The organism is Mesorhizobium sp. WSM4847 (assembly GCF_055811335.1).
On sequence record NZ_JBVVPY010000036.1, the window covers coordinates 1 to 12,683 of the forward strand.

Consider the following 12,683-nt stretch of genomic DNA (forward strand, 5'->3'; position numbering starts at 1 on the left):
GCCGTCGGTGCCAGGCTGGAACACCCCTCATCCGACCGAGCTTCGCTCGGCCACCTTCTCCCACAAGGGGAGAAGGGGGAGCCAATCGCGAACGTCAGCGATTTGCGTGACGATGGTGCTGGACGCGTGCCAAGGCCGGGTAATCTCGCCCGATGCCGCATCAGCCCGTCGCTCCGACCAAACGTCGTTTCGCCCGCTCGATGCGCCGTGAGTCAACGGAGGCGGAGGACCGCCTGTGGCACGAACTGCGCGGACGCAGGCTCGACCGCATCAAATTCCGGCGTCAGGTTCCTATCGGCAGATTCATCGCCGATTTCGTTTGCGCCGAGGCCAGGCTGATCGTCGAGATCGACGGCAGCCAGCATGCGGATTCAAACTATGATCGGGAGCGAGACGCCGAATTGAAGGCGAGGAGCTTTCGTGTGCTGCGCTTCTGGAACGACGACGTGCTGCGCGATTTGAACGCCGTCTGCGATACCATCATCGCTTATGTCGGCGACCAGAGTTTGCAGCCGTGGCGGTAATAGGGGAGCCAAATCACTTACGTCACGGAATCTCGGCAGCGTTCAGCTGTCGTCTTCGCCCGTTGCTGGCACAGCCTGTCCGGCCGTCTTGCGGCGCAGCATCTTGGTCAGCTTCCAGATCGTAGGGCTGTTCTTGACGAAGGCTTTCAGGCGCGCGCCCTGCCGCAGGACAAACACCAGCGCGCGGCCTTTTGCCGTCAGCGGAATCAGGACCTCGAAATGCCGGGTCTCGATATCGCACCACAGCCGCTTGTAGGGTTCGTCGCCGACCGAGAAATCATAGAGATCGAACCCGCTCTCGCAGGCTTCCTCGATGTTGTCGAAGAACAGGAAGTCGCCGGGGCTGGCATGGGCAAGGTCGTCGTCGGCGATCGCTCCGAATTCGCAGATCAGGCGTTTTCCCGAGCGGCTCGATCCGGTGACGGCGCGAAGCTTGCCGGCGACTTCGAGCCCATGCAGCACGAAGGACGGCTTTTCGTCGGAAAGCGCTTCGACGAACAAGGCGCGGAAGAAAGCGCGAACCTGTGGCTCGCCGAAGACGTTGGCGATGCCCATCTTGCGGAAGCGGAACTCCTTCATCTCGAAAAACGCATCGAGCAGCCTGTTCACCTCGTCCGCCGTCCGGGCCTCGATGCGGCGGTGGCTGCCGACGGCCCCAAACTTGCGCGCCTGCGAGCGGTGCCTCTTGCGCCTGCGCTTGCCGCTCGCGCGCGAGAGCAGCGCATCAAAACCTCCCGCCAGGTCTACGGCCAGCGACAGGTTGGGGCTGGGAAAATGCGGGAGGGATAGAAGCGGATTGGCAATGCCGTCGAGATCGGGCAGCAGCCGTTCCAGCGCGACGAGGTCGATGTCCGGCCGTGCCCTGGCGATCGCCGCCAGCATCGAGCGGATTGCCGCAGCATCCGCCTTGGTCAGCCAGGACGGGTCGGCGGCGGCGAAATTGCCGTTGGCATGGCGGCCGCCCATGAAACGGGCGACGCGTAACGGACCACGGCTGGTGACTTCCAGCGCCAACCAAAAAACCGGCCGGCCGTCGCCGCTCAGCGTCGCCAAGACGGTGTCCGCTTCGGCATGTCTGGCCCAGTTCAGGATCCAGGCCGGGCTCTGCGCCGGCGCGAACAGCGCCGAACCGCAGAACTCGGCATAGGCCGCAAGTGCCGCACCGTCGGCGACCGACACCGACAGGCCGGCATGATCCGCAGGCAACGCGCGCGGCGCCGCCTGCATGGCCTCGAGCCGATTGCCGTCAAATGACGCGGTGGCGTCAACCATACCTCAATCCTTTAGGGCGTATTCACCGCGATTGGGGCGCGCATAGGCGCATTTCGTGCTTGGATAAGCCTAGGCGCAAAAGGTGAATGAAATGATCGACGGGGGTGAGGCAATCCGGAAGTTGGCGCTCAATGTCGTGCGCTACACCGGTCTTGCCCCGCTGGCCAAGCCGTTTGTCGGCGGCATCGGCGCCATCCTGATGCTGCATCGGGTCACCGCCACGCCGGAAAAGCCTGATAGCGTCAACCGGCATCTCAACATCGCGCCTGAGTTCCTCGACGCTGTCATCGCCGACATGAAGGCGCACGGCTATGCATTCGTCACCCTGGACGAGGCGATCGAGCGCATCAAGGCCGGCGGCAAGGGTGGCCAGTTCGCGGCGATCACCGCCGACGACGCCTATCGCGACAACAAGACCGAGGCGCTGCCGGTGCTGGAAAAGCACGGCGCGCCGATCACCATCTATGTCGCGCCGGGGCTGATAAACGGCGCCGCCGATCTATGGTGGGAGGTGGTCGAGGAGATCGTCAGCGCGCGCAACCGGCTGGTTTTGACGACAGCGAACGGTCCGGTGACGATCGACTGCTCGACCCCGGGCAAGAAAATCCAGGCCTTTGCGCGCCTGCACGATTATCTGACGCTGGAGGTCCGCGAGGAGGACCAGCGCGCGGTGCTGCGCGAATTGGCGCGGTCGAACGGTATCGAGTTGGGCGCGCGCCAGAGCATGTTGATGAACTGGGACGAGATCCGCGCCATGGCAGGGCATCCGCTGGTGACGATCGGCGCGCACACCGTCAATCATCGCAATCTGAAGCGGCTTTCCGAAGCCGATGCTCGGCACGAGGTCGATGACGTCAGGGGCATATTGCAGGCCGAGCTTGGCAAGGCGCCGCGCCATTTCGCCTATCCCTATGGCTATGCCAGCGCCGTTGGTGACCGCGAAGTCGGCTTTGCCCGCGACGCCGGCTATGTCTCGGCGGTGACGACACGCCACGGCGTGCTGCGCGCCGAACATGCCGGTTTCCTGCACGCGCTGCCGCGTATTTCGGTCAACGGTCGCTATCAGAGCGTTGCCCATATCCGCACGATGCTGTCGGGCGTGACGACGCCGCTGGCCAACGCCGGAAAGATGCTCGTCACCATCTAGTGGTGAGACACTCCGGTGGACCGCAAACCCTTTGCGGACCATCCCTGATGGGAGGTCAAGGGAACGTCGTGACCCAAGGCGGTCATTCCCGAACCGTCCGCCCAAGGTCTGAATCGACTATCAGGGCGGACGTTCAACGCCCTATTGTCGAAGGTCTCTTTGCAAGAAGAGACTGTGCCAGCGCGAGGTCGCGACCGGTAGGCTGACAGATGGGCTAGTCTGGCGGAGCTGCGGCAGCGTAAAGGATAATCGTTTGAGGCTGAGTGAGCTTTACCCTCGCTACGCGCGCCAATCGGGAGTATAGTTGCGTATCGCTGGCTGGGACCTCACGGGGCCGGCGACTGAGAGCGCAAGACTCCCGCATCAGATTAGGCGCGCTCCAACCTGCAGCTGTTCGGCGCGCCCACGAGACTATCTGCCTCTGCCGGAACCTCTTTTTGCTCGGTTCCGACCGGAATTGTCGTTTGCAGTTCGGGAGAGGGAGCGATCCCATGCAGATCATTCAAAATCGCCGCACGTTCCTGGCCGGCTTGACGGCGGCCGGCGGAGCCCAACTCTTCAACATTCGTCCATCCAAAGCTGCGGGGGAGCCACCGCCGGAAACGACTTCCGTCCGTCTGGGGCGGTGGATCGATGGCTCCTATTGCTGGGCGTCGCTCTATCTCGCGGGCGAGTTGATGCGCGCCGACGGATTGACCGATGTCCGCTACGTGCAAGGCGACACCAACGTCGACAACACCGAGTGGCTTACCGCCGGCGTCACGGATTTCGATTTCAACATGCCGTCGATGCACATCCGGAGCATCGAATCAGGGGCAAGTATCAAAATCCTGACCGGCGTGCACACAGGCTGCTGGGAACTGCGGGGCAATGACAGCGTCAACGGCATTGCCGACCTAAAGGGCAAACGGGTCGGGATTTGGGCGTTCAACGACCACCCGCATGTCTTTCTCAGCTTGATGATCAACTATGTTGGGCTTGATCCCGTTCACGAGATCGAATGGGTGTTGGGCATCTCTCCGATGCAGGATTTCATCGAAGGCAAGGTCGACGCCTTCCTCGCCGGCATCACCGAGTTGCCCGGCCTGCGCGCGAAGAAGATCGGCCACACGATCATCAGCAACGCCGTCGACCGGCCCTGGTCACAATATTACTGCTGCATGGTCGCCGGCAGGACTGATTACGTGGACAAGTACCCTGCTGCGACCAAGCGCATATTGCGCGCCATCCTGAAGTCCATCGATTTCTGCGCGTCGGATCCGGCATCGGCTGCGCGCGAACTCGTCGATCGAGGCTTTCTGCCCAGCTATGACCTCGCTCTGATAACGCTGAAAGAGGCCCAGCACGACAGGTGGCGAGGTTACGATTCCGAGGATTCGGTCCGCTTCTATGCGCTGCGAATGCAGGAGACGGGCATGATCAAGTCGAGCCCGCAACAGATTATCGCCCAGGGAACAGACTGGCGCTTCCTCGACGAGTTGAAGCACGAGCTGAAACTGTGAGCGTGTGGCCGGCACGCAGTGCCGTATCCACGGAAGGGAGCGTCCAAATGCAGGTCATCCAGAACCGCCGCCGCTTCTTAGCCGGTATGAGTGCAATCGGCGCCGTTGGACTTGCCGGCGGTCGCAATTCATCCGCCGAGAATGCCCTGCTCGATACGACCACCGTCCGCTTCACCCATACCCCCGCCACCTGCAACGCACCTCTCTACCTCGCCGAGGAACTGTTGCGCGCCGACGGCTTTACCGGCCTCACCTATGTGGACGTGGATGCGGGCGTCAATACGCCGATGAAAATGACAAACGGCGAAGCGGATTTCGGGTTTGAGTTCGCCAGTGCCATCGTCATCGCAATCGATGCCGGCACAGCAACTCGCTCCAACAACAGCGTCCAACTGAAGGGGCGGCCGAGTGGATGCGCGTTCAATGATTCAGTCCGACATCAGATTTGACCCGCGGATGACTCGACTGCCCGTTGGCCGAAGCTAACGATGGAGATATCCATGCAGAAGGTCCAAAGCAGACGCCGCTTCTTGGCCAATATGGCGGCGGCAGGAGTCGCCGGAGTTGTCGGCACCCGAAATTCACGTGCCGAAGAGGGCGGTCTCGAAACGACCACGGTCCGGCTCGCAAAACTCCCTGCCATCTGCATGGCGCCACAGTACGCCGCCAAGGAGTTGCTGCACGCAGAGGGCTTTACCGAAGTTCGCTATGTTGCAGTTGAGCTAGGTGACGCAACGACGAAGAGTATTGCAGCAGGCGAGGTGGATTTTAGCCTGAACTACGCGGGAAATCTCATCGTGCCGATGGATCTTGGAATACCGATCACGGTGGTTTCCGGCGTGCACACGGGATGCTTCGAGCTCTTCGGGAGCGAAGGGATCCACCGCATCACAGACCTGAAGGGCAGGACCGTAGGCGTGCCAAGTATAGGATCAGGGCCCCACCTGTTCTTGGCAAGTATGGCCACTTATGTCGGGCTTGACCCTGTGAGGGACATCAACTGGGTTGCCAGTCCATCCATCAAGCCAAAGGAGCTCTTTGTTGAGGGCAAAATCGATGCATTCCTTGGCCTTCCACCCGATCCGCAGGAGTTGCGCGACCGCAAAATCGGTCACGTCATCGTCAATAGCGCTGTGGACCGTCCATGGTCGCAGTACTTCTGCTGCTTGTTGGCTGGCAATGCGGAGTTCGTTCGGAACAACCCTGTCGCCACCAAGCGCGTCTTGCGCGCCATTCTCAAGGCGGCAGACCTCTGCGTCGCAGAGCCGCAGCGCGTCGCGCAACAGATCGTCGATAACGGGTTCACCGCCAACTATGACTATGCCCTGCAGACGATGAATGAAGTGCCTTATGGCAAGTGGCGCGAATACGAGCCCGAGGACACCGTACGGTTTTACGCCTTGCGCCTGCATGAGGCCGGCATGATCAAGACGAGCCCCCACCAGATTATCGCCAACGGAACGGACTGGCGCTTCCTCAACGAGGTGAAACGTGAGCTGAAGACGTGAGCGGGGGGCGGGCACTCAGTGCCTTTCCAGGGAAGGAGAGCACCATGCAAATCATCCAGAACCGCCGTCGCTTCTTGGCGGGCGCGGCTGCAGCCAGCGCCGCGGGGCTCATCGGGACCGCGACACAGGCATGGGCCGAGCCACCCCCGGAAACGACCTCCGTCCGCTTGCCGCGGTGGATCGATGGCGCCTACTGCTGGGCCGGCTTGTATATCGCCGGAGAGCTGCTGCGCGCGGAGGGCTTCACCGACGTCCGTTATGTGCAAGGCGACAAGAGCGTCGACCAGTGGAAGTGGATTGCGCGCGGCGAGACGGATTTCAGTGTGAACTACGCGCCGATCCATATCGCCTCGATCGAGGCCGGCGTGCCGATCAAGGTCCTTACCGGACTGCATTCCGGATGCCTCGAACTGATCGCCAACGACAGGATCAAAGACATCACGGACCTGCGCGGCAAACGGGTGGGCACGAAGACCTTCGATACGCCGTCATACGTCTATGTTGCCCTGATGGCCGCCTATGTCGGGCTCGATCCCGTCAACGATATCGAGTGGGTCATCGAGCAAGGCGATCCGGCGAAGAGCTTCGCCGAAGGAAAGTTCGACGCGTACCTCTTCACGCCGCCGCAGCCGCAGAAACTGCGCGCCAAGAAGATTGGCCACACGATCCTCAACACGACCCTCGACCGCCCCTGGTCGCAGCATTTCTGCTGCATGGTTTCCGGCACTGACGATTATGTGAACAGGTACCCGGTGGCAACCAAGCGTGTGCTGCGGGCCATCTTGAAGGGCGCCGATCTTTGCGCGTCCGATCCGTCATGGAGTGCCAGTCAGCTAGTCGATCGAGGTTTCCTGCCCAGTTATGACTACGCGCTGCAAACGCTGAGCGACACCCGGTACGACACTTGGCGGGACTACGATGCCGAAGCGTCAATCCGCTTCTTCGCGCTCCGCATGCAGGAGACGGGCATGATCAAGTCAAATCCGCAGAGGATCATCGCCGCAGGCACGGACTGGCGCTTCCTTGACGAGCTGAAGCGCGAGTTGAAGATGTAAGGGCGTGGCCCGCATGCAGTGCCGTTTTCCAAGGGAAGGAGAGCCCCATGCAAATCATCCAAAACCGCCGCCGCTTCCTGGCCGGCGCCGCGGCGGTCGGCGCCGCGGGCCTTATCGGCACCGCGACGCGAGCCCAGGCCGAGCCGCCACCCGAGACGACCACTATCCGCCTCGCGATGCCTGCTGCCGCCTGTATCGCTCCGCTAGTGATGGCCGAGGAGTTTCTTCACGAGGAGGGTTTCAGGGAAGTTCAGTATGTGCCGATGCCCCTCACTGGGGCTGCCATGCTGACGGACGGCGAGGTCGATTTCGACATGCCTGCCTGGTCCGACTACCTGCCCCTGGCGGACGCTGGAAGGCCATTGACGGTGCTCTCCGGCGTCCAGGTGGGATGCTACGAACTGCGTGCCAATCAGAGCATCCAGAGTGTTGCGGATTTGCGCGGGAAGAGGGTAGCCATAAACGACTTCGGTACTACCGACCATATGCTGGTCAGCATGATGGCAGCCTATGTCGGGCTCAAACCTGCCTCCGACATCAACTGGGTCGTGAACGCGTCGGTCAGCCAGGCCGAGCTCTTCATCGCCGGTGAGGTCGATGCATTCATCGGCTTTCCGCTCGGGCCCGAGAAGCCGTGCCCGCGAAATGTCGGTCATGTCGTCGTCAACATCGCCCATGATCGCCCGTGGTCGAATTATTTCTGCTGCATGGCTGCCGCCAATGCCGATTTCATGCGGGCTAATCCGGTGGCGACGAAGCGCGCTTTGCGTGCCATCCTCAAGGCGACCGACATCTGTCACCAGCAGCCTGAACAGGTGGCGCAGCGGATGGCTGCCCTCGGTTTCTCGCACGAGTGCGTGCTGATGACTTTGAACGATAGCCGCTATGGGCTTTGGCGAGAGTACGATCCGGAAGACTCGGTCCGCTTCTTTGCGCTTCGGCTGAACGAGCTGGGCATGATCAAGAAGACCCCGAAGGAAGTCATCTCCGGATTCACCGACTGGCGCTTCCTCGAGGAGATCAAGCGCGAGTTGAAGACGTGAGCGCGTGGCCGGCGGGTGTCCTGGTGCTGGCCGTGCTCGTCTTTCCAACGCAGGGGCTTTCACACGACTCGATGCACAACGAACGGTTGCCGGTGATCGGCCCCGCGCCCGACTTCGTGCTCACCTCTCAGGACAATCGGCCAGTAGCGCTTGCCGATTATCGCAGTAGGGTCGTCGCCGTCACCTTCATCTTTGCCTCCTGCACAGATACCTGCCCGATCCTGACCGCCTTGATGGTGCGGGTTCAGGACGAGCTGGGATCTGCGTTCGGCAACAAGATCGCTTTCGTTTCCATTACCGTCGATCCGGAGCGGGACACACCCGAGGTCTTGAGGCAGTATGCCGAAAATTTCGGCGCCGATCTCAAGGGCTGGGCGTTCCTTACCGGAGAGCCCGCCGCCATCCGCGAAGTGGTTCGCAAATATGGCGTTTTCGCGAGGAAGACGACGGGGGGAGACGTCGACCACACCTTCCTGACGTCACTCGTAGACCCGGATGGCATCTTGCGTGTACAGTATCTTGGCGTTCGGTTCGACCTGGAGGAGTTCCGGGGTGACCTTCTCAGCCTCTTGGACGAATCCAAATAAAATCACGAACCGGCTGGTCGGCTGGGTTGCGCGGCTGCCGGCGCGCGTCCAGACCAAGCTGCTGATCGCATTCCTGTCGATCGTCGGGCTGCTGATCGTGCTCGGGGCTGTCGGGTTACAGGTGCTGAGTGGGGTGAACGATCAGACGACCGAGCTGATCAAGCTGCAGCGCAGGATCGCAGCCTATCGCCAGGTGCAGCACGATACGACGAACCAACTCTATGGCATCTCGACCGCACTTTTGCTTCAGGACGACCGGATGCTGGATGCGGCGCTGCGCCAGCTCAATCAGTTTGGCTACGACCTCGACCGCATGGAGTTCGTCGCCGAAAGTGAGGCGGAAGTACTCGGCGAAGTCCGGCAGGAGTACGAACGGGTTACGGCCGGCGTGACACATGTCGCGGAGCTCTTCCGTGCCGGCCGCACGGAGGAGGCGCGTACGGTTCAGCAGGCTGAGATCATGCCCTCGGCCGACCGCCTGGAGCGGCTGACCAATCAACTGGTCAATATGGCCGAAGCCGACATGGTGGCGGCAATCGAAACGACCGAGGGGGCGTACGGGACCTCCCGACTGATTGTGCTCTCCTTTGCGGTGGGCAGCATCCTGCTGGCGCTGGGGCTGGGCTACATCATCTCCTGGTCGTTGATCGAGCCGGTCAAGAAGATTGAGACGCGTCTGCGCCAGATAGCGGCCGGCGACTTTGCCCAACAGGTTGCCGTCACCAACCGGGACGAGCTCGGAGTGCTTGCCGGCAATGTCAACCAGACGTCCGAACAGCTGGGGCGGCTTTATCAAGAGGTGCAGGCGCGCACGGCCGAGCTTGCGCGCTCGGTCGGCGAACTGGAGGCGCTCGGGGAAGTCAGCAAGGCGGTCAATTCGACGCTCGATCTCGACACGGTGCTACAGACGATCGTTGCGAAGGCGGTTCAATTGTCGGACACGGATGCGGGCACCATCTATGTGTTCAGCAGCACCAGGCAACAATTTCGCCCGCGCGCAACCTATGGGATGAGCGACGAACTCATCGCCGCGATTTCCGACCAGGCCATCGGGCTGAACGATCCCGGAATTGGCGACGCGGCACGGCGCTGTGCACCTGTCCAGGTACCGGATCTCAGCGAAGGAACGCCGTCTCCCGCTCAGAAGATCGTCCTCGACGCCGGATATCGCAGCGTTTTGGTGGTTCCGCTGCTCAGGCCGAACAAGCTCGTCGGCGCGCTCGTCGTCAGGCGCCGCAAGCCAGGTGAATTCGACCAGCAAATCATTCATCTGCTGGAGACGTTCGCAGCGCAATCGGTGCTCGCAATCCAGAATGCCAAGCTGTTCCGCGAGATCGAGGAAAAAGGCCGGGAGCTGGAGACGGCCAGCCGCCACAAGTCTCAGTTCCTCGCGAATATGAGCCACGAACTCAGGACGCCGCTCAATTCAGTTCTGGGCTTCACCGAATTGCTGGTCGACGGGATTTACGGCGAGCTCCCGGACAAGGCCAAGACGACTATTGCGCGCGTGCAAGCAAACGGCCGTCATCTCTTGGGGCTCATCAACGACGTGCTCGATCTTTCAAAGATCGAAGCGGGCCAGCTCACGCTGGCGCTCGAGGATTATTCCGTTGGGCAAATTGTTCGATCGACCGTTACAGCTGTGGAGCCGCTGGCGCGTTCAAAAGGGCTTTCGCTCGCTGCGACCGTCGCCGAAAATCTTCCGCTGGGTCGCGGGGACGAACGCCGCCTGACCCAAGTCCTGCTCAATCTTGCCGGCAATGCCGTCAAGTTCACCGAGAGGGGCGCGATCGACATTCTTGCCGATGCGGTCGACGGGCACTTTGAGATCATCGTGCGCGACACGGGTCCCGGCATTGCACCCACAGACCAGGCGCTCATCTTCGACGAATTCCAACAGGTCGACAGCAGCAGCACCAGGCAGAAGGGTGGCACGGGCCTCGGCCTAGCGATCTCGAAGCGTATCGTGGAAATGCACGGTGGAACCATAGGCGTCGAATCCGTGCCCGGTTCAGGCTCGACATTCCGCATGACGATACCGATCCGGGTGGGAGAAGATGTGAAGGCAACATGAGCAAGAGAATCCTGATGGTGGAAGACACCGAGGACAACCGGCAGATCGTACGCGATCTCATCGCCACCACCGAATACGAACTGATCGAGGCCGCGGACGGTGCTGCCGGTGTCGCTGCCGCTGCAGCTGAGAAGCCAGACCTGATCCTGATGGACATTCAGCTTCCGGTGATCGACGGATATGAAGCTGCCCGCCGCATAAAGGCTGACCCGGCGCTCCGGCACATTCCGATAGTCGCCGTCACCTCCTACGCATTGTCGGGCGATGAGGCGAAAGCCCTTGCTGCCGGGTGCGATGGCTACATTGCCAAGCCATTCAGTCCGCGCCAGCTGCTTGCCAAAATCCGGGAGTTGCTTTCCTAGAGGAGACAGGGCCTTGCACGATCCGCCTCGCATTCTCGCCGTCGACGATACCCCGGAAAACCTCGAAATCCTGCGTATGCGCCTCGAGGCGAATGGCTACGAAGTGGTAACAGCAGCCGACGGCGAAGAGGGGCTTGCGAAGGTGCGCAGCCTCAGGCCGGACCTCATCCTCCTCGACATCATGATGCCGAAGCTCGACGGGATAAGCGTCGTGCGGATGCTCAAGGCAGACGTTTCGCTGCGATCGATCCCGGTTATCCTTGTCACCGCAAAAGCCGATACGCGGGATGTAGTCGAGGGATTGGATGCCGGCGGCGACGACTATCTAACCAAGCCGTTCGAGCACAGAGCGCTAGTGGCGCGCGTGCGGTCGATGCTACGCCAGAAGGCGCTTTACGACACCGTGGAGAGCCAGACGCGGCTCCTCGAGGGTCAGGCAGCACAATTGGCTGCATGGAATCGCTCTCTTGAACAAACAGTGGCGGAGCAGGTTACGGAGATCGAGCGAATGGGCCGGCTCCGACGGTTTCTTCCCGCGCAGGTCGCCGACCTTGTCGTTGCGGCAGGCAATGGCGACGCGCTTCTTCAAAGCCATCGTCGCGAGGTGACCGTCGTTTTCTGCGATTTGCGCGGCTTTACAGCCTTCGCCGAGACTGCCGAGCCCGAGGAGGTAATGACGGTTCTTGGCGAGTACCATTCCTGTCTCGGCGAACAGATCGTCCGTCACGAGGGGACTTTGGAGCGGTTCGTGGGCGACGGTATCGTTGTTGTTTTCAACGATCCGCTGCCCTGTGCCGATCACACCGAGAGGGCTGTCTCAATGGCTGCGGCGATGCGTGACGCAATTGACGAGCATTCAGAGCGATGGCGTAAACGGGACTACTTGCTTGGCTTCGGCATCGGTATCGCCCGGGGACACGCCACCATCGGGCGGATCGGTTTCGATCAGCGCGCGGACTATGCGGTCATCGGCACTGTGTCGAACCATGCGGCCCGATTGTGCGAGGAGGCCAAGTCTCGCCAGATTCTCGTCAGCCAACGGGTTCTTGGCGCCGTCGAATCATTGGTCGAATCCGTTCCAGTTGGCGAACTGACACTGAAGGGGTTTCGCCGCCCTATGCTGGCTTACGAAATTGTCCGGTGGCTTGGCCGGTCAAGTTTATGAACGCAGCCCAATGAGTGACCCGCGGGCGGACCAAGCCGTCGGCATGAATGACCGCAACGGTGGAAAGCGGTCGTTCCGTGGGCAGCAAGCGAACGACAACAATTGGTGCCGCCGGCGCGTTCCGATCGGCGACACGGAAGGCAGAAAACCACCCTGAGCTGCCCTACACCTCGGGTAGCAAGCGTCAGGCTTTCACCGCGGCGGCGAGCGAGCTTCAATTCTTCGGCCGCGGCGGCTCCAGGATCAGCCATTTGATGATGCCCATGGCCGGCAGCACCCAGAGCATGCCGCTGAGCAGGAAGAACAGGAAATGCGCCCACGGTCCCGATTCCGCCAGTTGCGCAACCGCCACGATCGATGCGACCAGCGCATAGACGATGACCAGCGCCACCAGCAGGATTGTTCCGATCAGCTTTTTCAGGCGAATGGGCATTTCGCGATCCG

13 protein-coding genes are annotated in these 12,683 nt (G+C 61.4%); 11 read left to right on the forward strand and 2 right to left on the reverse strand.

Annotated features, from left to right (window positions below; all coding sequences use genetic code 11):
• The first annotated feature begins 152 nt into the window (after positions 1 to 152).
• On the forward strand, positions 153 to 524 hold the full coding sequence (locus tag AC0L28_RS31965) for an endonuclease domain-containing protein (protein ID WP_473482370.1): 372 nt from the start codon (positions 153 to 155) through the stop codon (positions 522 to 524).
• 42 nt (positions 525 to 566) lie between these two features.
• Here the strand turns inward: AC0L28_RS31965 and AC0L28_RS31970 are convergent, their stop codons facing one another.
• Positions 567 to 1,796 (reverse strand): GNAT family N-acetyltransferase, encoded by a 1,230-nt coding sequence (locus AC0L28_RS31970; RefSeq protein WP_473482372.1) that lies wholly within the window; start codon positions 1,794 to 1,796, stop codon positions 567 to 569.
• Positions 1,797 to 1,887: 91 nt separating this feature from the next.
• On the opposite strand from AC0L28_RS31970, the gene AC0L28_RS31975 reads away from it, so the two are divergent.
• From AC0L28_RS31975 to AC0L28_RS32020, 10 genes are all read left to right on the forward strand, one after another.
• Positions 1,888 to 2,943 (forward strand): polysaccharide deacetylase family protein, encoded by a 1,056-nt coding sequence (locus AC0L28_RS31975; RefSeq protein WP_473482374.1) that lies wholly within the window; start codon positions 1,888 to 1,890, stop codon positions 2,941 to 2,943.
• 437 nt (positions 2,944 to 3,380) lie between these two features.
• The gene (locus AC0L28_RS31980; RefSeq protein WP_287254633.1) at positions 3,381 to 4,445 is read left to right on the forward strand and encodes an ABC transporter substrate-binding protein; all 1,065 of its coding nucleotides are present in this window, start codon (positions 3,381 to 3,383) and stop codon (positions 4,443 to 4,445) included.
• Between the two features lie 47 nt (positions 4,446 to 4,492).
• On the forward strand, positions 4,493 to 4,894 hold the full coding sequence (locus tag AC0L28_RS31985; protein ID WP_473482376.1) for a hypothetical protein: 402 nt from the start codon (positions 4,493 to 4,495) through the stop codon (positions 4,892 to 4,894).
• A 51-nt stretch (positions 4,895 to 4,945) separates the two neighbouring features.
• Positions 4,946 to 5,953 carry an ABC transporter substrate-binding protein gene (locus tag AC0L28_RS31990; protein ID WP_023798369.1) on the forward strand — a complete coding sequence of 336 codons (1,008 nt, stop codon included), beginning with the start codon at positions 4,946 to 4,948 and terminating at the stop codon, positions 5,951 to 5,953.
• Positions 5,954 to 5,997: 44 nt separating this feature from the next.
• Entirely contained in the window at positions 5,998 to 7,008 is a 1,011-nt protein-coding gene (locus AC0L28_RS31995) for an ABC transporter substrate-binding protein (protein WP_023798368.1), read from the forward strand.
• Between the two features lie 47 nt (positions 7,009 to 7,055).
• Positions 7,056 to 8,051 carry an ABC transporter substrate-binding protein gene (locus tag AC0L28_RS32000; RefSeq protein WP_023798367.1) on the forward strand — a complete coding sequence of 332 codons (996 nt, stop codon included), beginning with the start codon at positions 7,056 to 7,058 and terminating at the stop codon, positions 8,049 to 8,051.
• A gap of 23 nt (positions 8,052 to 8,074) precedes the next feature.
• Positions 8,075 to 8,638: an SCO family protein gene (locus AC0L28_RS32005; RefSeq protein WP_287193719.1), complete on the forward strand. Its 564-nt coding sequence runs from the start codon at positions 8,075 to 8,077 to the stop codon at positions 8,636 to 8,638.
• On the forward strand, positions 8,571 to 10,712 hold the full coding sequence (locus AC0L28_RS32010; protein WP_473482379.1) for an ATP-binding protein: 2,142 nt from the start codon (positions 8,571 to 8,573) through the stop codon (positions 10,710 to 10,712). The genes AC0L28_RS32005 and AC0L28_RS32010 overlap by 68 nt, the downstream gene beginning before the upstream one ends.
• Positions 10,709 to 11,074: a response regulator gene (locus AC0L28_RS32015; RefSeq protein ID WP_023798364.1), complete on the forward strand. Its 366-nt coding sequence runs from the start codon at positions 10,709 to 10,711 to the stop codon at positions 11,072 to 11,074. The genes AC0L28_RS32010 and AC0L28_RS32015 overlap by 4 nt, the downstream gene beginning before the upstream one ends.
• A 13-nt stretch (positions 11,075 to 11,087) precedes the next feature.
• Complete coding sequence (locus tag AC0L28_RS32020) at positions 11,088 to 12,239, forward strand: adenylate/guanylate cyclase domain-containing protein (RefSeq protein ID WP_023798363.1); 1,152 nt, start codon at positions 11,088 to 11,090, stop codon at positions 12,237 to 12,239.
• Between the two features lie 214 nt (positions 12,240 to 12,453).
• Here AC0L28_RS32020 and AC0L28_RS32025 read toward each other — a convergent pair whose 3' ends face one another.
• A complete protein-coding gene (locus AC0L28_RS32025) occupies positions 12,454 to 12,672 on the reverse strand; it encodes a DUF2842 domain-containing protein (protein WP_023798362.1) in 219 nt (72 codons plus the stop codon).
• Between the last annotated feature and the right edge of the window lie 11 nt (positions 12,673 to 12,683).